Genomic DNA, 21,629 nt, shown 5'->3' on the forward strand with positions numbered 1-21,629 from the left:
AGATTTCGATCAAATTGCGCCGCTCTTTAAACCCACATCGAATTGTTGATGTCCCACGTGCCCGCGAGCGTGACGGTGAATGTCGCGTCTGTGCCCGACGTGTTCACGGCACCTTGAGACTGAATCGAGACGTTGCGAAGCGAGTATTTCGAGAGCGCCGGTGTATCGGTGTAGACATCCACATCGCCCAAGACGCCATACTGTTCGATTTGCTTCTTGAACAAATCGGCAACGGGGCTTGTCTTGTTGAGCGCGATGGTCAGGTGAACCTGAACGTAAGGCTCCGGGCTGTTGATCGTGCCCGTCATCGCTTCAATGATCGTAACGACTGCACCTTGCGGTTCAAGCGACACGCCAGCCTTGGCCAAATTCTCGGGAACGATGTTCAGTTGCGGGAAGCTGCTGAAGACGACGTGCGCGGCAACGCGGTTGAGCGTTCCCAATGGCTGTTTCGTATTTCCGGCCATGTTGTTTCCTTTCTATTGCTGGAAATGGGCGCGCGTCATCGCCACGCTATGCGCATGGTGCAAAGCACACCCATTCGAATTTTTTGAATTAGCTCGGGCTATTAACCAAATCGGTCACGGCCATGTTGAACGTCACATGCGTGAAGCTGCGCGCCGGAATCACGGTCACAGAAAGACCCCGGTAGATACCTTCGCGATAGTCGCTCGGGTTCTGGCTCGTATACGTGAGGAAGTCGATTGCGTTCACGATGCCGGTGCCGGTGGTTTGATCCGGAGGCAAGAGAACGCCAGCCGCGACGAGAGAGTTGATGGTGACTTGCGCGACTTGCTGCAAACGCTCGATGCCGCGTTGATCGAACTTCAGCGGATTGATTGCATTCGCGTTGCCGTTGACAATCGCGTTCGCGAGCGCCAAATGCTCGTTGATCGCCGTGCGATCCGACGCATACCAGTACTCGAAGAAGTCCCCGGAGGCATATCGATTGCCCTTCAAGACGGTACTGGTGAGTCCGGCTTCTGTCCCAACATCCGGATAGTTCACGAAATACTTGGTGAACAGCGCACGTTCTGCGGAAGTCCATTTGCTCGGCTGCACGCCATAGATCGGGCGGGGTCCGAGAGGCAAGAGCTTCTGCGTTGCGGTCGGGTTCTGGCTGACAATCAAATACGTGAGCGCAGCCGCGCCGAAGACGTTTTGAGTCGCCAAGTCTTCGTCAGACTCCGCATAGAGCAGAACGGATTTGTGACCGGCGAACGCAGCGCCGACCGTCTGCAAATTGCTTCGTGTGGCAGTCACCGCGAAGTACGTCATCGCCTGCGGACTGTCGTACGACGAGACGAGGATCGAGAAATCTTGGCTCGTCGCCCACGAACGCGGGACCACATAGACGTAGTTCTCAAGCGCGTTTTCTTGTAGATACGCACGAAGGGCGGTAACGGCATCCGGTCCGGACGCAAGGCCCAGTTCGAGGACAGTGGTCGCGATCGTCGCGCCGCCAGCGAAGAACGAGTTCCCCATGCTGCGGATTTCAGCCACGGCGGCCGGTGTAGCAGTGCCGAGTGTTTGCGTCGTGCCCGGATCGTTGCTCAGGCTGAACGTGAAGGACGATGAAGAAACGCCGGTGACCGTGAACGTCCCGTTGTACGCCGACGGAGACACACCAGAAATCGTGTACTGCGCGCTCGCACCTTCGGGTAGCGGGATGGTGCCGCTGACGACCACGGTGACGACGCCTGCCGACCATTGAATCGAACTGATCGGGAGCGGAGATTGCAGAATCGCCGTAATGTCTTTCGGACTTGCGACGAGTTGGGTCGTGCCCGCAGGAAGCGTCGTGCCCCCTTGTGATACGAGGACGGCGTTGCGCTGTAGATTATTCGCAATTGGTGCCGTCTGGACCGAAATTACGATATCGACAATATCATCGATTTGATTTGCCATTTTTAATCCTTGAATTGGAATGGGAAGTTAGGCGCGAGCGAACCCGCCCGGCTGGAACGCAGGGGGATTGGAGGGGAGTGGTGCTAAATCGAAACTGCTTTGTCTGTTCGCGCTACGCGTTTCGGATTTCTATTTTTGCGGAGGGAACGGAGGCACCAGATAGCCGGGTTGATCCGAATACAGGCTCGGTACAGTAAAGTTGGGTTGCGCCTTGCGAAGCAGCGTGATTGCGTAGTCCAGAGCCTTGAAGGTTTGATAGCTGACTTCGAGCTCGATAGTCTTCTTCGGGCCGCGTATGTTGTACTCCGATTGAATGATCGGCATGTCTTTCATGTTTGGGCCGGACATCAACCCCATCACCGTGTTTCCTTGATTCAGGAAGAAAGTCATCAGGTAGTCGAGGTAGGCCATAGCGTGATCGCTATCGAACCCGTATAGGTGCAAGAGCACCCGATCCCGCTTCAGTTGCGACATGAATTCGCGATAGACTGGCGGATTCACGGTGTCGTCCTCAAACGCGTACTTTCGCGGCTGCGGCTCGATGCTCGTCGTCTCCTGAATCTCCACGGCGATATACGGCGGCTGCTGATTCGCAGCGACGAGGTATTCACCAAACACGGCTAACGGCTGGTCGTAGCCGGGAACAGCGGAGAGCGGACCTGTCAGCGATAGCCAAATCGGGATGCTGTTACTGAGGATTTTCGAAGTGGGTATGCTGGCGTTCGAGTCCAAAAACTGCGTGCGCATCGTCGGGAACACCGCCGTGCCCGCGTAGTGATTCAGGTCTGTCTGCCAATACCGCATCGTCCGCCGATTGAACGCGAACAGCATGCCGTCGTACTCGCAAACCCACATCGTGGACGGCGCAATGTCTTGGAATTTTGAGACAACGTCCAAGCTAGTAAAAATCACGGTGTTCTGTGCGTACGATTCGGACGGGCGCTGCTGTTGCTCGTTGGTGACGTGCAGAGAGCCTTGAACGGTGAATGTCGTATCGGCCTGACGAATCCAGTACACCATCCCATCGAGTGGGAGCACGTACTGTTGGTACAGCGTGAACGTCAACTGCTGATTGTGCGAAATGGTGCGGACCCCGGCTTTGAGAATGCCTGCTTGAGCGTTATTGATAGGCTCAGTTGAAGGGTCCGATGTGCGCGGCGGGAGTTGATCAAATAGTCCTGACATTTAATCTCCCTTAGTTAATTGGTCCGCCCGACGTACCGCTACCGGATTGGACGCCCGTATGCTTGTGCGTAGATTGCGTAACGCCGTTGATGGTCGCCTCAGGTGCCGTGACAGGACCGGTCGTGTCGAGCTTGTTGTTGATCTTGACCGGCGCGTTGATCGTCGCCGTTCCGCCTGAGCTATCCGTAGCTGTCAACGTGCCGTTGAGCGCGATTTGAGGGGCCGTGAGGCTTATCGATGTGCTGGCCGTGATGTCGACCTTGCCGTCCTTCAACGTCGCCGTGACGCCGCCCGTCGTAATCGTGATTCCGCCCGGAGCGATCGTGACCGTTGAATTGCTGGCCGTGTCGTGCAGGATGATGCCGTTCGGCCCGTAGACTTCGACCGCCTGCGGATCGATGGGCGGTGTCCAATGCACGTTGCCGCACGGTTCAAATACGAGAGCCGTCAGGTTCGGCGGTTGATCGAGCGTAGGCGGCGTATTCGCGCCCAGCCCGGAAATCTTGCCGGTCGAGGCTGCGACCGGAACCAGAATCCCGGCGTCGCCTTTCTTGATCGGGTAGCGAATGTACTCCGGCCCAGCGAGCGGGACCGTGATAGGGGGAAACGTCCACTGGCTCGTTACGTCGAGCCGCACCGTCACAATCGACCCATTCACCGACTCAACGATCGCAGGCCAGCCCTTAGACTGACTCCACGCATTTTGTTCTGCCGCCGTCTGCGCAACCTGCTTGATGGACGACTGGAATGGGCGGCGAATGTGATCGAAATTGTTCATAGACGCCCCTTACACCAGACTCCAAACTGACCCCATCATTTGCAGATATCCCACGAAACGCTGTCCGAAAGGGTCTTTCATCCACTGCAATTCCTGCAAAGTCGCGCTCTTTACCCAATCCGGAACGACGGTCGCGGCGCTCGTACCTTGATCGGCCGCACTCTGAATGATCCCGTTGAAACCCGACAGTAAGCCGTATTCTTTTTGTACGTTGGCAAACCAGTTCTGGCCCGGTTGATCGACGGCATTGTTGTATAGGAATGAGGTTGCCGCGTAATACACCATCAGTTCATAGATCGCGGCGGATGCGCACTGGAATTCGCACGGCGTCAGCGCGAAACCGACCGTGTAACTGATCGTGATGAATGGGCTGTCGTCGGGCAGTGCCTCAACCGGCACACCTACAACACTCCGCAAGAATTGCAGATATCCCGCTTGTGAAACTGCCATAAAAGCTCCGTTCAATATCGATCGCGTCTACTGTCCACACCAGCCGAACGCTGTTGCTGTTGTGCGGAACGCACCTGTATGTCGAGTTCGTTAATTTGCGACTGTTGCTTGCTTTGAATGTCGTGCATCTCTGCGACGACTGGCTGAAGCTGCTGGTTGATGTGGTCGCGGATGTACATCGCGCCAATCGCGGCCGCACCCGTGAACACGGAAGGCATGATCCATTTCGCGAGCTTGTTGGCCCAGCGCGCCGCGTTGGTGGCGGAAACTACTTCGTCGCGGATAGGTTCAAGCTTCTTGTCGAGGTCATCGACGCGCTTCTCGATTTGTGGAATGCGCTTGCTGTTTTCTTCGAGCCTCGTAATGCGTTCAATGAATGCTGTTAGCGCGGCGCGAATCTCACTGATCCCCGATCCAAGTTGCGTGAGCGAGTCTCTAATTTCGCTTCGCAACTGATTGACTTCATCGTTGTCAGGCATTTTTTCGGCCCCCTGTGCGATAGTTATTATTTGCTGCGCTTGTTGAGCACTTGTTTGGGGCTGATAACGTCGCGCGGTACATCACCATCTGTCTCGGTGATCGAAGCGGCTTCGCGAGTCAGCGTGAATTCGCGCTCTTGCGAGTTGTCCTCTGCGCCTTCCTCGACTGCTTCGAAGCCCCGCTCTGCGATCGCGATGGCTTCTTCGTCTCGCTTCTTCATGCGCCCATGCACAAGGTCATACAGTTGTGTCGCACTGATCGGCTTACCTTCCTGATACACCAAATGCAGCTTAGACGCTGGAATTCCGCGTGACAGCGCTTCCGTAACGTCCATCATTCCGTAGATCGCATGCTGGTCAATGATCGACTTGATGACTTCCGGCTCATGCGACAGCTTGATCGTGCCCGCGCGCGGGATGGGCCGAACCTGCAATGCAGAGACGCCCGACAGGCGGTACTTGAACTCGATTGCGTGCGGCGTGAGGTTTGTAATGAAAATGTCCATTTATTTTCCTTGAAATTCGATAGCGGGAAACGATCCGCCCATTACTCAAATTGGCGAATTCCTGAGCGTATTTTTGTGTGGACGGTCGGAATGGCGTGAGTTTGTAATTCTTGTTATCGAGCGGGGGATCGCTCTGCCATGCGAGCCAAGTGAAGGGGAAACGGGGAACCCGTGTGGACTCCCCGAATTCCAGAATTGGCTTACTGGTACTTCACCGATACAAGGGTTGCAGCTTTCGGGCGAACCATCCAACCCGGCGTCATGCGCTGTTCGTAGACGATGTCCACCACGCCACCCGACAGCGGAGCAGTGAATTCCATCGGCGTATCCGAACCGAAGTATTGGCGAGCCGTGCCCGAATCAGAAGGTTGCAGCTTCTCCGCAAAGATGTTGGTAGAAACGGGGCTCTTACCTTGCGGAGCGAGTTCCGGCACGATCACAAAGATTGCGTCTGTGCCGCCCGCGCCTTGACCTTGCAGGTTGTCGTCCACGTGCCACTCCACGTCCACACCATTCCAGTCGTTCACGTCGGTAATGCTGCCCTTGATCGTGTTCACGCCCGAACCGATACGCTGATACGACGTGAGGTCAACGACGCTGGCTTCGAGGAAGCCGATGATGTCTTGCGTCGAGACGACCACAACCTTGGTCGGGACGCCCTGACCGACGTTGAGCACGCGTTTACGCACGTCCTGAATCGTCTTCAGGAAGAAGTCGAACAGATACGGCGCGTTCATGGTGCTCAGGGTTGTGTGATTGTCTGCGTCCGGCGGGATGCTGACGGCCGTGATAGGCGCGTTCAACAGACCTTCACCATTCGACGGCGTGAAGCCAAAGAGCAGACCGTTACGGGCCGCTTGGAAGATGCCTTGATACGCAGCAAGACGCTTCGCGTCCGCAAGGTTCACATTCCAGCTTGAGGCCGCCGAGGCTTCGTGATGGTCGTATTGCGCGCGCGAGCGAAGCAGGTAGGTCGGAACCGAACCGTACGACGTGCGGAACGTTGCATTCGGCATCACGTTCGCAGCAGCTTGGTTTGCAGTCGCCGCGCTACGCACTTCGATCATGTGCTGATACACGTATTGATCGTAGTGGCCGATCTTCACTTCCGGCGCGCCGCCAGCGAGCATGTTGAATGCGCCCGACTGCTGGGTGTACGAGACGATCACTCCCGGCTCCGTAAAGCTGCGTTGAGCTTTGACGATATTCGAAAATGCTTGAGACATTATGGACTCCAATGAGGGGCCGTAGCCCCTTTGTTTTAGTTATGGTTTAGAGCTGGATAACAGCCGCCGCGCCCACTGCTTGCGACACGAAGCCCGTCACCGCATCCTCAACGAGAATGAATGAATCCGGGTACAGCGCCGTCACCGTGATTGGGAGCTTGTCAGCCGCCGTTGCAGCCGCGATGAGCTTGTTGTTCGTGTAGTCCCAACCGAAGCCGTTAGCAGGCTGTGCGCCGCCGCCGTACAGCGTTTCAGCGAGCGCGGGGTCGATCTGAACAGCTACGCGCACGCCCGAGCCGAAGCGGCCAAACTGCACGCCCATGCCCTTGCTGACGACACCTGCGCCGCCCGGAACTTGGATCGCGTTGAACATCTGGGTCGAGATGACGAATCCGGAAACTTCCGCAGCCGTCGTAGCGCGCCGGACTGCCGAACCCATCGTCTGAGCACCCTTTGCCGCGATGCCGACGTTCACGGGCAGACCGCCATAGAGGGACTTGCTGTCGATCGAGTAGCCACCTTCGATGTGGAAACGGTCATAGCCGCCCATCGATTGGATTTCGCCTTGCGTGACGCCTTCAGTGCCCTTGTTAAAAATGCCGTCAAACGCGGCAACCTTCATCGGGTCAAATTGCACCATGATTTGTTTTCCTTATTGTGTGGTTTACTGCGGACGGGCAAGGCGAGCGGAAAAGCCGGGAGCCATGAAGTCGCTCATCCATTCCTTCGCGGTCACACCTTCCAGTTGCTGCATGCGAACGCCGTTGACGTTCTTCTCGACAACGCGAACCGGGCGGCGAATCTCGCGGCTGTTGGCTGCATTCGCTGCATCCGCGTAGATTTCGCGTTCTGCCAGTGACAGCAGGGCGCTATCGTTAATCTCCGACAGCTTCACGGCTTTTTGCGCCGGACTGAATTTTTGCAGCCCCTTTGCAAGACGGCGGCGATAGGCGATCAAGCTTTCTCGTTCCATGTGCTTGGGAGCGCGCATGCCGTGCAGTTGGTAGATAGAATCGGCGTGCGTATACGCGTCAGCGATGGCGGCTTCTTCCTCGTCGGACAGGGCCGGAGCGGGTGCCGCTTGTGCAGCCTGAGCCGCTTCGAGCGCCGCAATCTTGGCCTTCAGTTCGGCAATCTCGCTGTTCTGCGCCGTCTCTTGCGCTTCGTCCGTCTCCGGATTGGTCGGCGTGTCGTTCGTCACTGGCGCAGCGGTCAGCGGATCGACCGGAGCGGATGCGGACTCGTCAGCCGTCTTTACGGGCGCTTCGAACGAGTCGTTTTCCTTCTTCTCGTCGCCGGTTTCTTTGTCGCTCTCCGAATCATTGAGCGCCTTTGCGGCCTTCAATGCCTCGATCTCTGCACGCAACGGAGCGAAATGCGTGGCAACGCTATCGTTGATGGCCTGAGCGACCATAGGCGACAGCATCTTTTGGAATTCTTCAGCAGTCATGTGAGTGATCCTGAAATTATTTGATTAGAGCCAAATCGAACATCATTGGCGGAGTAGTCTGTATCGCGGCAAGCCAATCGATTGCTGGTCCGGTGCTTTCCGCATTACATTCATTAAATTGGGAGGTTCTTGGCGTATCGGCGGGGTCCACCGAAACGGAGTCATCGATCTTTGAGTTTTCTTCTAAGTTTTCAGTCAAAGATTCAGCGTCAGTCGCCGGAATGATCGTTTGGTCGATCCCGGACGGTGGCCCGCCGTGGTCCCATACGCCCTGAGCGCAGATTGCTAAATGGTCGGGAGCGGCAAGCGGCGCACCCTCGATGATTACGCCGTCGCTCACGGTGGACCCCCCTACGATGATCGATGGGGACGTGGACAGAATCTTGGTGAGCAAGTCCTCTTGAATGAGGCCGTCGATGATCCGCAGAATGCACAGCACCTCTGTCGGATCGTCCGGATTGAGGTAGGCGTAGATGATGGTGCCTACGATCCTCACATCGTGAGGGTTAATCGTTGCCGAATCCTCGGGATGATTCATGATGACCGGCACGCCCGCGCATCGCGAAAGAAACTCCGGCGTCATGTAAAACTCCGGTGGCCGGAACATATCGCCCTGACGACTTCGCCAAACGTCTCCGGTGCCGGTCAACCGCGCGCGGTAATACAGGCTGTTGTCGTACGCGATGGGTGAGGGCGCACCGCCTTTTAGCTGCTGGATTATTTCGGTCTGTTTCAGCACATTTATTCACTCCGTATAGTTGACTGTGCAAGCATCGCCCGCAGACGCTCCGATTTGTGATAGCCACCCTGAAATCGGGTGATATGACCCCGGAAAATGCGTTTATCTCCAATATGTAAAATGGATTAGCTGACCTGCATATGTCGATTCGACTGTCAATATCGAACAGCTATAAAAAGTCAGCGAGAGACGATAGAGTTACAAATAGCTTACTAAATTGCGTTGTATCGGCGCATCAGGTGAGAGTTGGATAGTTGCCTAGGTCAAGTAATCTGAGAGCGGGCGTCCACGTATTTTTGGGTGAACATGTAAGGCGCTTTCCGATACAGGCCGGACAGACTGTAGATGTATGACGCAGTGCAGCGACAGTTAATCTCCTGTCCGGGTATCTCGGGCAAGTCCTCAACGTACTCGATGGATGAATTTCGAATCCATCCTTTGCTGTGGGCGAGCCGGATAATTGGCGAATCGCGATAGAGATAAACTATCCCATCCCGTTTTTCATGGTCTTCTCGGGGGTGTTTAGACCAATGGTGCTCCCACACGAACCCAAGCGCCTGATTATTGACCGCGATTGTCTCTGCAATACCGGCCGCTAACTTGTGCGCTTGATCCTGCGTGACACGCTGCGCTTCGTATCTGGCAAGCGCTTTCTCTGCTGCTTTGCTGATATTGTCTCGATCCGCACGCAGTTTTCGCATCGCGTAGGACTCGGTTTTCTCGGGTCCGGGCGGCGCTTGGACGTATCGGGTCGTGTACGTCGTTACCCGTTTATGTGTCTTGACTTTGCGCTCGATACCCGCTTCTCGGAGCCGTTCTTCTTCTCTTTTTATCTCGATCGGGCTTTTTTCAACGATTCTGAAGCCTTTTTCGACCTTCTCAATGACCTGTCGAGGATGGTCTACAGTGAGTTTAGGGGGAAGCGACGCGGCCCAGCCTACGAACCGTTGCACTGTCGTTTCTACCGATTTCGAGCGATTTAGCTCGATGAGCGAAAGGGACTGGACGATTTTTTCGTCCAACAGCTTCTGTGCGGATTGGGCGACTCGCGCACGCGTGAACGTATTGGTGGGTGAGGGCGGCTGTTTTTTCAGTTCCCTATCGTGAATATCGGTGAGTGTTTTGCGGACACGTTTTTGAATTTCTTCTTTGTCCTGTGGGCTTTGTTGCAGTAACTCCCGCAGTTTGGTGACGGCGAGAGCCAAGTCATTCGTTGACCTTGCGCTATCTGCGAATTGCCGCATGATAGCCGTGAGAGTTGACTTCCATGCGGCCATTTCGGTTACTCATTGGATTGCGATTTGTCGTCCGTATCGGCGGCTCCGTCCAAGTCCTCAGTTTCTTTGATTGAGCCTTTGAATTCGGTAGGTGCGGGAGCCGCAAAATCGTCCTCATCGAATGTAATCAGAATCGGCTCGGGCAAGAGTGTTTTGAAAGCGTCGGATTGGGTGAGGTCGATCATGGTTTGGGCGAGCGCTCTGCGGTTCTCCGGGTTTCGGATTCCGCTTTGCAATTCCCGATAGACCTGCATATATGCATCGAAGGAATCTTTCTGGCCCTTCCGTTTCTCGGAGTCTGGCTCGGACAGATAGTTGGGCCACGCAAACGAAAAATTTGCCTTCCAGAAATTGATTGCGGATTGGTAACTGATGCTCGCGTATTCAGGGTGAGACATCTGGAACGATTGATACCATTCTTCGGACCACGCCAGTGCTTGAATCTTTGGGGTGATCCAGTCGAACAGGCATTCAATTTCTTCACGATATCGCTCGACGTACTGGGCGAGGATCTTGGCGTCTTCCGAACCCTCCCCGAAACCTTGCGTGAGGACGGCGTTCTTCAGGATGAGCGCGGGCGCGTCCATAGCGGTCGCGATGTTTGAAATCATGTTGTCCCGCGCCGTCACCATGTCATCCGAATTCGTCATGTTGATAGTTTCGATTGACTCGTCGGTTTCTATCGCGATGACATTGCCGTTGAGCGCCCGCTTAACGTCGTCGGCTTTCTTGCGCCGGAAGAATTGAGTGATGCGGTTGCCTGCCGCACCGACAGGTTTTGTTTTGGCGACGAGCGCACCGGCTTTCTTCAGAACGAGCGTGTCTACGTCGATTGAGTACAGAAAGCCCGCGAGCATCGGGAGCATGTTGTAGAACACGCTGCGGCCACCGTAGGAGAACGCGGAAGCCGAGTACGCCAGATACACTTGCGCGCCGTTGTACAGGACGATCGAGTTTTGGTTGTTGAACTGACTGCCGCGTACGACTGGATCGTCTGCGGTCAGGAAGTCGCGGGAGAGCGGTTCCCCGATGTTGCCGACGATTGATCCGGCGGTCAGGAGCGGGTCGTATACTTTGAACGTGCCGTCGCCAAGGTCCACCAGCGTCCCTGCGCCGTAGATGCGTGCATGGCGTGCAGTGTTCTTGATTGCTACGTCTGCGCGAGCCTGCTTCCACGCGCTGAGAAACGCCTTTTTCGCTTCTTCAGGGACGCCGGAGATTTCCCGTTTTTGGGTGAATGCCAAAGTGATCGGGCTATCTACGATGCGGCTACCTAGTGGGTGTTCGAGATATATGCGTTTCGCGAGCTCATAGTCCAACCCAGAACCGGGCTCGATGACTTCGTTGCAGAGGTCGTTGTAGAGCTGGGTGTTCCGGGCGACTTCGAACTCAGGGAAGAAAACATCCACTGCGGATGAGAGCGTGGTGTCTCCGTCTTGGTGTGGTGAAAGTGCCATATTGAAGCCTTGTGCGTTAGCACGATTAATCGCGTCTGCGCATCTGTGGGACCAGTGCGTAGATGACGCCGTAGCTGAATGCGTCGAACAGGTCGTCCGGCCGCTTGTATGCCTCTTTATCCCCGATGCGATAACGCAGAATCTGGTTTATCGCGTGGTTTTTGGTTTCGTTCTTATATTCGGTCACCTTGTCGTACGCGTACTGCACGAACTTCACTGCACCCGAGTACACGGGATCGAGGATGGTTCGCGCGCGTTCGTCTTTACCGACGGATGTGTAGACCGAGTGAATCGGTTCGACGGGAAGGTTGTTGTCGCGACCTTGTTGCAGCAGAACGATTCCGCTGGCTTTATCCTCGATAAGGCAGGTCGTGAATCCTTGGTGTGCGGCGTAGCGCTTCGCCAAATATTCACCGTGTCCCAGAATTTGTTGCAGCCATTGGTATTGGTTGACGGCTTCGAGCGAAACGATGTCCCAGTCGAGCACGTGCAAATGTGGCGTGAATGCTGATGTGTAGCCGAAAAACATTACCGCGCAGCCGTCGTGCTCGACGCCGGATTTCATGGCGGAATCGATCACGGCGAATATGTAGTCGTATCGCGGGTGTGGCTGGACGCCGTGATTGATGTTTGAGAATAGCGACACGCCGGACCAGTCAACAAACTGCGCCAGCACCTCTTGCTTGTAGGCGAGAGGGTGCATGGTGGCTTTGTCATCTTCTAGTTCTTGGCGTGGAATGGCGGGATTCGAGTGAGTAGGTCGCCAGAATTGCTTGAACCTGCGGCGATTGCCCTTTGGATCGTTTTCTATCCATCGATAATCGTCGTGCGCGTGAAGTGCGTAGAAGAAGTTATCGAGATCGGGTTCTTCCGGCGTCGAGAACACGTAAATCTGACTATCCGCGAACTCTTTCGTCAGGTTGATGATTGCGGTGCGATATTCGTGCAGGGTGCCGGGCGGAGCGAACGCTGCTTCATCGATGAGGACAGTTTTGTACTTTCGTCCTCGCCCGAACATTCCGCCCGGTTGAAGGGACCAAAAATCCAACTTCCCGCCTGTTGACGTGCGGATTTCGTGTCCCTGCGAAGCTGACGTAATAATCGGATCGAGTACGTTTCGGATATCCCTGAATGTTTCTTGTAGCGTCGCAAATTGCGGAGCGTAGATCGCGACCGGCTCGCCTTTCGCTGTGGCATCCTCTGCGATTGCTGACAGCAGCACGGTCTTGCCCCACCGGCGACCACAGCGAACGACTTTCCAGCGATGAGGGTCCGCGACAATGAGCGATTGATCGTACCGAAGCTTGGGAATTTGAATCAGACCGCTCATTAATCATCCCCAACCTCATGCTCGTCTCGTAGCTGCGCCTGCAATTCGGCTTCGAGGTCGTCAAGTGACGCTGATTGGAGCTTCTTGAGTAGTTCGCGATCGATGCCTCCCTCGATAATGAGGTGCGTATCTTTTTTCTGTTTGTTGTCCGCTTCGAATGCGCCGAGCGTGCGCAGCAGCATTTCTGCGGCCTTTAGCTTGTCAAGCGTCTGAACTTCAATCTGGCCATTGCTCCCGATCTTCAAACCTTTGATCAAGTAGCGGGCGTTACTGAAAGTGTTTGTGTCGTGGACGACGTAATGTGTTTCGCCGCGACCGTCGCACATCGGGCAGTCAGGATTCGGTGCGCGTTCGCTCGAATACCCAATCCCGCCATTGCCGTTCGGGTATTTCCCGTTGTTCGCTTCCTTGACGCGCTTTTGCTCATCCTTGGTTCGAAACTGGTAGTGGTGGTTGTATTTGTACTCGCCGTGCTTGGCAAGGTGCGAAATGTCATATCCGTAGCAGTATCGGCACGCGCCCGTAACGACTTCTGCCAATTCGTTAGGATCGGCCGTGACTACATTAAACAGGTACTCGGTGATTGCTTCGGCTTCGATTGCGTGGCGCGCTGTCTTGAGAGCATGCAATTCTTCCAGACGCTTGCGAATGTGCGGCTGCATGCGGAGATCGGTCGAGGTTTTCAGACCCGCCCGTTTGCATGCGCGAAACCAGTTGTGGTCTTTGATATATTCCAGACACAACGTTTCTTCTTGAAATGTCAACCGCTTGGTTTCACCGGTTTCGGTATCCTTTTCGAGCGTGATTCTGAGCTTCGCCTCATCGGGAATTGGCGTTGCGCGTGGTCCGAATGAGCCTTTCTGGACGTTTTCCGGGTCGGGAAGCTCCTTTTTTAGTAGTGCCATAGTAGTTCCTTATCATGGACTTAAATTCCCGAGGACTGATTCGGGGAATTTCCAGCCCAAAACGTTTCTGCACGCCGTCTTGGAGTGCGTGCGAAGCAATTAAAATCGCGTTTTCTTGAGGGACGGGGCAGAGGTACAGCGGCGAGAACTCAACCCGCTCTTCGATGTGAGGCTTTACGTAGGTGGACCTGTTTTCCGGGAATACCAATCCCCGTGTTGTGGTGAACGTCGATGAGGGCATGACAGACATAATTCCGATCATTGCGCTAACGCAGTCGCTATTGATCAAATTGCATGCCGCCAGTCCATCTGGTCTGTACTCGATTATCAAATCTGAAAGTTCTGCATAGAACTTTTGAGACTGCATCGATATCTCGCGCAGATCGGTAATCGGATTGGTGAGCGCCCCCATATGGAGGATGGACCATTTATGAGCGTCTAGCGCGAAAGGCGGGCCGTCTTCGGAACCGACTTCAATAACTGCGTCGAGTTGAAGCACAGCGACAGTCGGGTTTGCGTGATCCCGCGTCGGAGCGATTGCCAATGAGCGTCTTTCTTGTTGTATTAAGGTCGTCATAGGTCTTCCGCACGAACGCAAAAAACCTTCCCGTGAATATCAGGGGAAGGTAAATCAGTTGGCGATACAGCGAATTGCGGATTCGACAGTCACCTGTGACAGTGCCGCTGCGATTCGCTCGGCATTCGTTCCTGCGTCGTGGCGGCTGTGGGCCACCGACGTACGGCACATCGTCCCGTCCGCGAAGCAAACGGTGATTTCAGTCTGAACATCGATAATCGGAGCGGCACGATTGAGCTTGTCGGTAGCTGTCCGCAGGCCGATTGTTGGATGGACGCGGGCGAATGAGTTTTCTACGACAGGCACGCCGGTAGTGCCGGGTTGAGCGTCCTGTGTGGATGCTGCGCTCGTATCATCGGAGACGGGGTTCGCGGCGATTTGGTCTGCCCGCGCTTCGGTTGTCGGTTCGATTTCTTCCATGCGTTGAATCGCTCCAGAATAGGTTTAGGGCGGATCAACGATCGGCCGGACCCGCCCAAGTTTAGGATTTAGGCCGATTTCTTGTGGGTAGGGATGAAATCGGTAAGCCCCCTGCCTGCGGCATTCGAATCACGGGCCATATGCCAGCTTCGAAAGCGCGGCGATTGAAAATTTTCCTAACTGGGAAAATAGAGCATAGATGCCCCTGCATTTGCTCTTATAATGAAATTAGCAAATTTTCAGGATTTGATAGGTATCACCCATTATTCAGGAGTGTCGGTTACGAATCGATGGGATTGCCCAGTGCGAACCCGTCGCACCGTGGCGGGCGAAATTTTGAACTGTCTTGCCACGGCCCTTCCTGAAAGACCTTCCGAGAGTAGCTTTTTGATTTCCCGAACCTCGTCCGGGGTGAGCGGGCCTGTGCGCCCGAGAGTCGATCGCCTGCCGTATGTTTTGGCATTCGGGCCAAGACGTTGTGCCTTCCGTTCGGCGCGCTGCTTTGCCTGCAGCTCAAGCTGCATGCGTTTTTCCTTGCCCATGCGAAGAAGCTTTAATGCCGCTCCACTATATTCGACGCCGCAGATTTCGATGACTTCGGGCGTTTCCGGTTCGTCGGGTTCGTCGGGTTCGTCCGGCACCTCATACTCGTAGATCATGCCTTTATGGCGGATATGCGCGGGGTCAATGTGGTATAGCGAGTCGAGGAAAGCCGTGGATACATCAAAGTGCGCGGCTACTTCTGAGGGGGGCATCGTCAGAAGCATGCGCGTCATGTGGATGACCTCTTCGAATGGAATTCTGCGAATTCGTTTCATATAGATAGGTTGAATAGAATCGGATCGAGCGGTATAGTCCACAAATGCGCACGGGAAAGTGCGTTAGGTTCACTACACATGGAAAATACGAATGCCCGAACTGAGTGAATTGTTGAAACGGAAGGCCGAGATCGACGCGCAGATTCAATCTGCGCAAGCCGAAGCCCGTGAGGCCGGAATTAAAACCGTTACTGCGCTGGCTGATGAGCTTGGCGAATCGTTCGCGCTCGAAGTCATCAAGCTCTTGAACGAGCGCTTCAATTTTCAGCGCAAGACAGGCAAGCGGCGAAAAACGAGCAAGATGCTGCCGAAATGAGCACGGGGAAGACGTGGAACGGTCGAGGCAGGCTGCCGCGCTGGTTAGCAGGCCACGAAGCCGAATATGAAATCCGACCGGAAACCGATCCACGCCAACGACAGTTGGCGATCGATACGGCAACGTCGGAATAAATCCAGACCCCGCGTTGAGCGGGGTTTTTTCATGACTTAGAGTATTTGTGCGCGAGCGCGTCGCAAGTCTCGGCGTCGAGTTCGTCAAGACCTACTGCACGCGCGAAAAATGCGCATCCCAAGCGCGGCCGTCCGATCAAGCCGGGATGCCGGGGGTGGCCACAGCACGCGTGGCTCCCCTGACAAATCGCGACGCCAGACCAGTGCTCGCACACCCAGCAGCAGCGTGAACTGAACCGGTCGCTGCTGACGTAGCGGTCCTTATCCATGCTCGTCAATGCACTGTATAAACGTACAGTGTAGTGTGCGATACTATGGTGGCGTCAAGCGCCTGAAACGGGGCGCGTATGCGATTGATCCTTGAGCCAGAGGTCTTTGATCCATTCCGCTCCTTTCGCTGTGAATTTCCAGTCCTTTTGTCCTGCGCAATTCATCGTCATACGGAACAGACCGCGCGCAGGCGCGTCATAAGACGCATACGGTGTATCCTTCCCATTGAGCTTGTAGACGATTCGTCCATCCTGAAGGAACTTGCGAAACGAAGGTTCGGTAATTTCTGGATCAACCCTGCGAATGAATTTCACGACCTCTCGGAATCCCATATCTTCACCATTTGCGGTAAAGGTGGCGTGAAAGGCTACTGCTGGAGCTTGGCTTTGGATTACAGCCGCCTTCTGTTCCACGTCGTTCTCAAGCTCTTTCGCGTACAGTTTCCACTCTTGTTTCAGAGCACGCTGTTTTTCGGCTTCTATTTCGGCCGCATCGGCACGTTCTGATTGCTCCAATGCGAGACGGAGCGCTTCTGTTCGCGTTGGTAGTTTGTTAGCTGTCGTAGCTTCGAGCTCCTGCCAGCGGTCAATGATTCGCGCACGCATCTGCACGCTATACCCAGATACAAGAATCAGGGTTTCCCGTTTTGGTAGCCGAAATTCCGTCTGCTGTCGGTTTGATGCGTCTTTATAGATGTGCTCAAAACTGAGCGCATCTAGATTTAGCTCGTCCAGCAACGCGCGAACATCACGCAATACGTTACGATGCTCTTTCCCCGTCAAATCCGCAATCTCGCGTGATGACATAGTGAGGGGCTGCGCCGGATCGAAAGTCATAAGCCCGTTATTCATTTGCCCGTTATTCATTTTTAGACCTGCAAGAAGAAAAGGTCACCCCTGCACCGTCATTTGGCTGTTTACCAAAAGTTGGCGTGACGCTACACAAAGCGCACGGTGCAGGGATGACCCCTGTGTAATTGGGCACGCCAATGCCCGTATCATTTATTTACTGCGGGGATGGGAGTTTTTCTCAGATTTGAGAAATACGAAAAATCAGGAATAAACCAAAGCATCCATTCGTGCGGCAACGTTTCGCAGCGTTTGAATCAGCCGGGTTTCCTCTTTGATGCATCCAAGTTCGCCAGCGATCTGAATGTGGTTGTTCAGCCGGTTCAGTAGTTCGCGACATAGCGCAGGCGGGTAATCCCCTTCGCCCATCCGTCGAATCGCGACTGGGATTACCTTAGTCAGGAAACTGTAAACTGACTCGCGCAGGGCTTCCCGTTCCAGTCCAGCAGGATTGGTCTCTGGCTGGATCGGCAAATCGTCCCACGTAGGCGGAGAATATTGTGTAGGACCGAGATTCAACATACGATCTTCCTTTTTTCCTTTGAATCAATGAGTTGAGAAATGCAGAATCGCGAAAAGGCTTGCGTAGACTGCCAATGCGAGGCACGTCAGGCCGATAGAGCGAAGCAGAGTTTTTTTCATAGTGGTTTCTCAAGAGGGTGAGCGAGGCGCGAAATTGTTGCGCCCTTCATCACTAAAATTAGCGTTTGCGCGGGAAATTTTCGAAGTCGCGCCGAAAAAGATCGACAAAACGGGAAAGAGTCGGTCTTATATATGAGGGGTAGGCTTTCCCTTCTTTCTTCTTCCGACGTGTGTCTCCGAGAGGATGGCGACCGGTTAGAACGGTTCGTGTGCGTCTCGAAATCTGTTGCGTTCTTCCGTTTTTTCGCGAATTTGGTCTTGGATTTCGGCAATTCGACGCTCGTACTTGGCGACCTTCTCCGGCGTCTTGGCCGCCGCTAACTGGGCCTTAGCCTTTGATCGAAGCTTGCGAAGTTTGGTCAATTCGGCATTGAGCGGGTCTTTCAGATACTCCTTTTGTCGGCGCGCAGCCTTCTTCGACTCAGGCTCTCGCTCTTCTTCAGAAGCAGCCTCGTTCAGGCTCCAGTAGGTAAGCCCCTGTTGGTCCACGACGCTGTAATCGATTGTCGGGCAGAGCTTCATTCGCGCGCGCAGCCGTTCGGCCAGACCGGTCGTCGGGACAATCGCCAACATTTCGGCATGGGAATCATGATCGCGAATATTCCCCCGGCCGATCCCCTGAATCGCCTTGTCCACAATGTAGTCTTCCGAGGCATCGTATCCGGTCGGACCGAGCATCGTGTTAAGCAGTCTGCTGACCATCGGGTCTGGATTAATGCTGGCTAAAAAGCAGACTACATTCGCTTTTGAGAACTCGTTCCGTCCCTCAATCTCGCCGACGGAAATCGTGTCGAAGTGGTCGGGGTCGGCCACATATCCGCGTTCAGCCGCATCGTTATTGAGCATGCCAACACCTTTCGCGGGTTTGCCGTGCTTCTTCCACCATTCGGTAGCCGCTTCGGTCGACCGATCGATCATCCATTGAAGAATGTCCAGTTCGCAGCCGTATTCCCGCAGAGCAGTTCGTAGCTTGATGGCCGACGAGTCGAGGAGGTAGTCAACGTTACCGTGCTTGCGTTCGTGCTCGACCACGGCATGCAGCGCCGGGGTATCGACGTCCAGAGCTTCCATTTTCTCTTTCAAATCAACGAGCTTATCGCGTGCGATGAGAATGCCAGACTGCGCCTGATACTTCGACGGCATGCGGTCAGACCGGATCAATGGCAGGATCGTTACATTACTGTGCCGCGCCTCGACTGACTGTAGACACTTGCGATACTCCCCGCCGAGCCACTTGTTCATAAAGCTTTCTGTAATGTTCTTCGGCTGAATTTCTTCGTAGCGCAGCAAATGGTGCATTTGGGAGCTTTCAAAGTCCGCCGACAGGATGATTACTTCTCGGAAGCCCCTGAACGGATACGATGGCATCTCGATATAGGTGATACGAAGCGACTTCTCAGTTTCGGTCTTGCGCGCGAATATTTGTACCCGTTCATGTCCGTCATAGCGCTTAGATAGCGTCTTGTGCATTTCGGACAGTTTGGCGTACGCTTCCCCGGACGCGTCATTCGTAATCAGGGATGCCCGCTTATTGTGAGGAATGTCCCTCGGCCGCAGGATCGTGAACTCGCTTTTCTTGAACTTTTGCTGTTCAAACAAGCCGTTAAAGAGTGTATCGGCCCCTTTGGGCAGCTTGAGCGTTTCCACAGAAGATACCCACTTCCGGGCTTCATCGAACACGATCGTTGTGCGCGCGAACAGGTCGTGATCCTTCAGGCCAAGGAAACCCTGGTGTGTCATGAAAATGACCGATCCTTCGACAAACGGGCGGGACGACATCCCGTTCAGCGACTTCCCGTCAAGTGCGGCATGGATTCGATCGGAAACGGCGCGGCTATTAACGCGTTCAGAAGTGATCTCGCGGACGTAATCTCGGAATTGATGGTCCTTGACCAGCTTTCTCAGGTTGTCCAAGCTTTGATGCAAGAGCTTCCGGGTCGGCACGACGTAAAAAATGAATCCGACTTCTTCTCCGTCGTCACCGCGCCGAATATGGTCAGCGATGTAATTCAGCGCAGCAGTCGTCTTGCGAGCACCGGGAGGTGCAGCGACAAAGGAAATATTCATCACGTTTCAATCCTCAAGTCAATTTTGGTAGATGACGGGGACAACGCCCCTTCACAAAATAAAATTGGTATTTACTCCGCGATTTCCGGTTTCTTCGATGCACACGACCAAAAAATTTCACTAAACTGAGCGGGCGAAATTACTAAACAAGGGAGAGGGTCAAAATCGGTGCTGAACCGGCGTAACCACCTGCTCAACCGGCGTCACTGTTGGGGACGGGGGGACTGGGGGAGACGGGCGGGAATGGCGAGCAGATTGGCGGACTCGTTCCAGTCGGGTGCGGAGCACCAAGTCGGAACAGCTTCACGCAGTCTTGGCATGGCGTGACCGTGGAGCGAAGCGGAACGGCGGACAATGCTCGCAATTTCAGATACAGCCGACGATGAAACCATCTGGATATCGGATGGGGGCTGTGTGGGGTTTTCCTTCGGAACACCACCTCGTATCGCTTCGGGCCTTCGGCCACTCGCGATACGGCACGGTGGTATCTGATGATATTTTTCAATCTGGTTCTATCGTTTTCCGCATCGGTCGTCTGGACCAGACCGGAAAGAGTAGACACTGAGCGTTCCTTATAGGAGGACTCGTTATCGCTATTTTCGACTTGGTGCGAAGCACCAGACATGAAAGAGGTGATAACGTCCCCCCTCTAATAGAACGGTCCGTTGTCTACCATTTTCCACGGCGGTCCCTACGACCGGACTGGAAAAACGGAAAAGACGGCTGGGGGAGCGCAGCGCTCAGGGGGGGAGCCGCGAAGCGGCTGGGGCGACAGCCCCCGACAGTGACGCCGTTTGAGCAGGTGGTTACGCCGGTTGAGCAGACGCGCTGACTGCACACTTTTCTGCGAGACGGCCGGTCCAGTACGGAACGACGAAAAAGAAGGGAAACGCCGCGCTATTCGGCGAATTGAGTGGGGGCGAGCGCCGGTAGATTAGGTGCTACGCATCCGTCGTGCCCCGATCGCCGCTCCCGAGACTGGACATACTTCGACGCAGCCGAGCAGCGCATTTTGAAGAGCTTGCAAGATCGGCGCGCGAAACTCTCGGTGCCTCAGTCCGGCGTGTCAAATGATCCCGCCGAGTTCGAGCGCTTCTCGCTCCAGAAATAAGCCTTGGGAAAATGCGTGCTGTTCCGCGAAACTGAGCGGCGCGGTCATATCGACGGAGCGCAAAGGCTCCACAATGGAGAGCATCCGCCGTCGGATCACTACCGCACGCTCGGGATCATTTGCTCTGATTTTTTCGAGTTCGAAATTTAGGACTAAGGACGCGCGCTTGACTGCCGCATCAGGTTTTTCCGAGATATGCCGATGGAAATCGGTCGGATCGATGGTCCGCGAAAGGTGACAAACCAGCCCCAAAAATCGACCAAGCATGTAACCACGGTCAGTCCGCATCAGGTCAAGCACCGGGCGCATTGCTGGCTGATTACGAAGTCGGCGTTTTTTGTCAGACAAAATGTAGTATACGTCTGATTTAAATTGTGAGACGTCGATTTTAAGCGTTTTCGAACCTTCGGGTAAGCTATAATGGGTTTCACGCGTATACTGCCTCGGTTACGCGGTCTTTGGCCCGTGCGTTCGCTCCTGTTCGCACGGGTTTTTTTCAGCGCACATTTCTGCACGTCACACGCAGGTCACGCAGGTGAATCCCTAAGCGTGGTACACTCGCCACGGGCGGTCATGTGTAAGCCGTCCGGCCTCGTATGGCCCCCGAGAGTTGAGCACCCTCGGGGGCTTTTTTTGTCACTGGCAGGTTGTCCAGCCACCGTAGCTGTGGCACGTGATAGGCGGCGATACGATTACGGGAGCGGGGCGGGGTGCACTCTGCTGCATCAAAGCGGTG

Annotated in this window: 24 protein-coding genes; 2 read left to right on the forward strand and 22 right to left on the reverse strand. The window is 54.8% G+C overall.

What is annotated here, in order from left to right; translation table 11 throughout:
* Positions 1-26: 26 nt before the first annotated feature.
* The 18 genes from H0X95_RS09070 to H0X95_RS09155 all read right to left on the reverse strand — a co-directional run bounded on the left by H0X95_RS09070 (position 27) and on the right by H0X95_RS09155 (position 15,463).
* On the reverse strand, positions 27-467 hold the full coding sequence (locus tag H0X95_RS09070) for a hypothetical protein (RefSeq protein WP_105777013.1): 441 nt from the start codon (positions 465-467) through the stop codon (positions 27-29).
* 88 nt (positions 468-555) lie between these two features.
* Complete coding sequence (locus H0X95_RS09075; protein ID WP_105777012.1) at positions 556-1,908, reverse strand: hypothetical protein; 1,353 nt, start codon at positions 1,906-1,908, stop codon at positions 556-558.
* Positions 1,909-2,037: 129 nt separating this feature from the next.
* Positions 2,038-3,093, reverse strand: coding sequence for a hypothetical protein (locus H0X95_RS35920; protein ID WP_227747575.1), 1,056 nt, complete (start codon positions 3,091-3,093; stop codon positions 2,038-2,040).
* A 10-nt stretch (positions 3,094-3,103) separates the two neighbouring features.
* On the reverse strand, positions 3,104-3,871 hold the full coding sequence (locus tag H0X95_RS09085; RefSeq protein ID WP_227747574.1) for a phage baseplate protein: 768 nt from the start codon (positions 3,869-3,871) through the stop codon (positions 3,104-3,106).
* A 9-nt stretch (positions 3,872-3,880) separates the two neighbouring features.
* Positions 3,881-4,321 (reverse strand): hypothetical protein, encoded by a 441-nt coding sequence (locus H0X95_RS09090; protein WP_105777011.1) that lies wholly within the window; start codon positions 4,319-4,321, stop codon positions 3,881-3,883.
* Positions 4,322-4,332: 11 nt separating this feature from the next.
* Positions 4,333-4,800, reverse strand: coding sequence for a hypothetical protein (locus tag H0X95_RS09095; RefSeq protein WP_105777010.1), 468 nt, complete (start codon positions 4,798-4,800; stop codon positions 4,333-4,335).
* Positions 4,801-4,826: 26 nt separating this feature from the next.
* Positions 4,827-5,306, reverse strand: coding sequence for a hypothetical protein (locus tag H0X95_RS09100; RefSeq protein WP_105777009.1), 480 nt, complete (start codon positions 5,304-5,306; stop codon positions 4,827-4,829).
* Positions 5,307-5,506: 200 nt separating this feature from the next.
* Positions 5,507-6,532 (reverse strand): DUF2184 domain-containing protein, encoded by a 1,026-nt coding sequence (locus H0X95_RS09105; RefSeq protein WP_146122876.1) that lies wholly within the window; start codon positions 6,530-6,532, stop codon positions 5,507-5,509.
* A gap of 46 nt (positions 6,533-6,578) precedes the next feature.
* On the reverse strand, positions 6,579-7,172 hold the full coding sequence (locus tag H0X95_RS09110; protein ID WP_146122875.1) for a hypothetical protein: 594 nt from the start codon (positions 7,170-7,172) through the stop codon (positions 6,579-6,581).
* 24 nt (positions 7,173-7,196) lie between these two features.
* Positions 7,197-7,982, reverse strand: a complete 786-nt coding sequence (locus H0X95_RS09115; protein WP_196446030.1) for a hypothetical protein — start codon at positions 7,980-7,982, stop codon at positions 7,197-7,199.
* 16 nt (positions 7,983-7,998) lie between these two features.
* Complete coding sequence (locus H0X95_RS09120) at positions 7,999-8,721, reverse strand: hypothetical protein (protein ID WP_105777005.1); 723 nt, start codon at positions 8,719-8,721, stop codon at positions 7,999-8,001.
* 263 nt (positions 8,722-8,984) lie between these two features.
* A complete protein-coding gene (locus tag H0X95_RS35925; RefSeq protein ID WP_230878175.1) occupies positions 8,985-9,998 on the reverse strand; it encodes a hypothetical protein in 1,014 nt (337 codons plus the stop codon).
* 5 nt (positions 9,999-10,003) lie between these two features.
* Positions 10,004-11,455 (reverse strand): hypothetical protein, encoded by a 1,452-nt coding sequence (locus H0X95_RS09130; RefSeq protein ID WP_105777002.1) that lies wholly within the window; start codon positions 11,453-11,455, stop codon positions 10,004-10,006.
* Positions 11,456-11,480: 25 nt separating this feature from the next.
* Positions 11,481-12,785, reverse strand: a complete 1,305-nt coding sequence (locus H0X95_RS35930; protein WP_146122874.1) for a hypothetical protein — start codon at positions 12,783-12,785, stop codon at positions 11,481-11,483.
* The gene (locus tag H0X95_RS09140; protein ID WP_105777000.1) at positions 12,785-13,690 is read right to left on the reverse strand and encodes a terminase small subunit; all 906 of its coding nucleotides are present in this window, start codon (positions 13,688-13,690) and stop codon (positions 12,785-12,787) included. Before H0X95_RS09140 ends, H0X95_RS35930 begins: the two co-directional genes overlap by 1 nt.
* Positions 13,605-14,267, reverse strand: coding sequence for a hypothetical protein (locus H0X95_RS09145; protein ID WP_146122873.1), 663 nt, complete (start codon positions 14,265-14,267; stop codon positions 13,605-13,607). Before H0X95_RS09145 ends, H0X95_RS09140 begins: the two co-directional genes overlap by 86 nt.
* Positions 14,268-14,321: 54 nt before the next feature.
* Entirely contained in the window at positions 14,322-14,687 is a 366-nt protein-coding gene (locus tag H0X95_RS09150) for a hypothetical protein (protein ID WP_146122872.1), read from the reverse strand.
* 263 nt (positions 14,688-14,950) lie between these two features.
* Positions 14,951-15,463 carry a helix-turn-helix domain-containing protein gene (locus H0X95_RS09155; protein WP_181154985.1) on the reverse strand — a complete coding sequence of 171 codons (513 nt, stop codon included), beginning with the start codon at positions 15,461-15,463 and terminating at the stop codon, positions 14,951-14,953.
* A 133-nt stretch (positions 15,464-15,596) separates the two neighbouring features.
* Here H0X95_RS09155 and H0X95_RS35935 point away from each other — a divergent pair, with 133 nt between their 5' ends.
* Together H0X95_RS35935 and H0X95_RS36385 are read left to right on the forward strand one after the other, a co-directional pair.
* A complete protein-coding gene (locus tag H0X95_RS35935; RefSeq protein ID WP_230878176.1) occupies positions 15,597-15,821 on the forward strand; it encodes a hypothetical protein in 225 nt (74 codons plus the stop codon).
* Complete coding sequence (locus tag H0X95_RS36385; RefSeq protein WP_370871465.1) at positions 15,818-15,955, forward strand: H-NS family nucleoid-associated regulatory protein; 138 nt, start codon at positions 15,818-15,820, stop codon at positions 15,953-15,955. Before H0X95_RS35935 ends, H0X95_RS36385 begins: the two co-directional genes overlap by 4 nt.
* Positions 15,956-16,278: 323 nt before the next feature.
* On the opposite strand, the gene H0X95_RS09165 is transcribed toward H0X95_RS36385, so the two are convergent.
* From H0X95_RS09165 to H0X95_RS09180, 4 genes are all read right to left on the reverse strand, one after another.
* Positions 16,279-17,061, reverse strand: a complete 783-nt coding sequence (locus tag H0X95_RS09165; RefSeq protein WP_181154984.1) for a Rha family transcriptional regulator — start codon at positions 17,059-17,061, stop codon at positions 16,279-16,281.
* A gap of 216 nt (positions 17,062-17,277) precedes the next feature.
* Positions 17,278-17,595, reverse strand: coding sequence for a hypothetical protein (locus tag H0X95_RS09170; protein WP_146122870.1), 318 nt, complete (start codon positions 17,593-17,595; stop codon positions 17,278-17,280).
* Between the two features lie 315 nt (positions 17,596-17,910).
* Positions 17,911-19,782 (reverse strand): DEAD/DEAH box helicase, encoded by a 1,872-nt coding sequence (locus tag H0X95_RS09175; protein ID WP_105776998.1) that lies wholly within the window; start codon positions 19,780-19,782, stop codon positions 17,911-17,913.
* Between the two features lie 1,066 nt (positions 19,783-20,848).
* The gene (locus H0X95_RS09180; RefSeq protein ID WP_196446031.1) at positions 20,849-21,193 is read right to left on the reverse strand and encodes a hypothetical protein; all 345 of its coding nucleotides are present in this window, start codon (positions 21,191-21,193) and stop codon (positions 20,849-20,851) included.
* Positions 21,194-21,629 lie beyond the last annotated feature (436 nt).

This window comes from Burkholderia sp. 9779_493, from assembly GCF_015712215.1.
Classification (GTDB): domain Bacteria; phylum Pseudomonadota; class Gammaproteobacteria; order Burkholderiales; family Burkholderiaceae; genus Burkholderia; species Burkholderia cenocepacia.

What these genes read in the sequence shown, in the direction of transcription:
- H0X95_RS09070 (WP_105777013.1), bottom strand. Translation starts at nt 467, where the DNA reads ATGGCCGGAAATACGAAACAGCCATTGGGAACGCTCAACCGCGTTGCC.
- H0X95_RS09075 (WP_105777012.1), bottom strand. Translation starts at nt 1,908, where the DNA reads ATGGCAAATCAAATCGATGATATTGTCGATATCGTAATTTCGGTCCAG.
- H0X95_RS35920 (WP_227747575.1), bottom strand. Translation starts at nt 3,093, where the DNA reads ATGTCAGGACTATTTGATCAACTCCCGCCGCGCACATCGGACCCTTCA.
- H0X95_RS09085 (WP_227747574.1), bottom strand. Translation starts at nt 3,871, where the DNA reads ATGAACAATTTCGATCACATTCGCCGCCCATTCCAGTCGTCCATCAAG.
- H0X95_RS09090 (WP_105777011.1), bottom strand. Translation starts at nt 4,321, where the DNA reads ATGGCAGTTTCACAAGCGGGATATCTGCAATTCTTGCGGAGTGTTGTA.
- H0X95_RS09095 (WP_105777010.1), bottom strand. Translation starts at nt 4,800, where the DNA reads ATGCCTGACAACGATGAAGTCAATCAGTTGCGAAGCGAAATTAGAGAC.
- H0X95_RS09100 (WP_105777009.1), bottom strand. Translation starts at nt 5,306, where the DNA reads ATGGACATTTTCATTACAAACCTCACGCCGCACGCAATCGAGTTCAAG.
- H0X95_RS09105 (WP_146122876.1), bottom strand. Translation starts at nt 6,532, where the DNA reads ATGTCTCAAGCATTTTCGAATATCGTCAAAGCTCAACGCAGCTTTACG.
- H0X95_RS09110 (WP_146122875.1), bottom strand. Translation starts at nt 7,172, where the DNA reads ATGGTGCAATTTGACCCGATGAAGGTTGCCGCGTTTGACGGCATTTTT.
- H0X95_RS09115 (WP_196446030.1), bottom strand. Translation starts at nt 7,982, where the DNA reads ATGACTGCTGAAGAATTCCAAAAGATGCTGTCGCCTATGGTCGCTCAG.
- H0X95_RS35925 (WP_230878175.1), bottom strand. Translation starts at nt 9,998, where the DNA reads ATGGCCGCATGGAAGTCAACTCTCACGGCTATCATGCGGCAATTCGCA.
- H0X95_RS09130 (WP_105777002.1), bottom strand. Translation starts at nt 11,455, where the DNA reads ATGGCACTTTCACCACACCAAGACGGAGACACCACGCTCTCATCCGCA.
- H0X95_RS35930 (WP_146122874.1), bottom strand. Translation starts at nt 12,785, where the DNA reads ATGAGCGGTCTGATTCAAATTCCCAAGCTTCGGTACGATCAATCGCTC.
- H0X95_RS09140 (WP_105777000.1), bottom strand. Translation starts at nt 13,690, where the DNA reads ATGGCACTACTAAAAAAGGAGCTTCCCGACCCGGAAAACGTCCAGAAA.
- H0X95_RS09145 (WP_146122873.1), bottom strand. Translation starts at nt 14,267, where the DNA reads ATGACGACCTTAATACAACAAGAAAGACGCTCATTGGCAATCGCTCCG.
- H0X95_RS09150 (WP_146122872.1), bottom strand. Translation starts at nt 14,687, where the DNA reads ATGGAAGAAATCGAACCGACAACCGAAGCGCGGGCAGACCAAATCGCC.
- H0X95_RS09155 (WP_181154985.1), bottom strand. Translation starts at nt 15,463, where the DNA reads ATGACGCGCATGCTTCTGACGATGCCCCCCTCAGAAGTAGCCGCGCAC.
- H0X95_RS35935 (WP_230878176.1), top strand. Translation starts at nt 15,597, where the DNA reads ATGCCCGAACTGAGTGAATTGTTGAAACGGAAGGCCGAGATCGACGCG.
- H0X95_RS36385 (WP_370871465.1), top strand. Translation starts at nt 15,818, where the DNA reads ATGAGCACGGGGAAGACGTGGAACGGTCGAGGCAGGCTGCCGCGCTGG.
- H0X95_RS09165 (WP_181154984.1), bottom strand. Translation starts at nt 17,061, where the DNA reads ATGACTTTCGATCCGGCGCAGCCCCTCACTATGTCATCACGCGAGATT.
- H0X95_RS09170 (WP_146122870.1), bottom strand. Translation starts at nt 17,595, where the DNA reads ATGTTGAATCTCGGTCCTACACAATATTCTCCGCCTACGTGGGACGAT.
- H0X95_RS09175 (WP_105776998.1), bottom strand. Translation starts at nt 19,782, where the DNA reads ATGAATATTTCCTTTGTCGCTGCACCTCCCGGTGCTCGCAAGACGACT.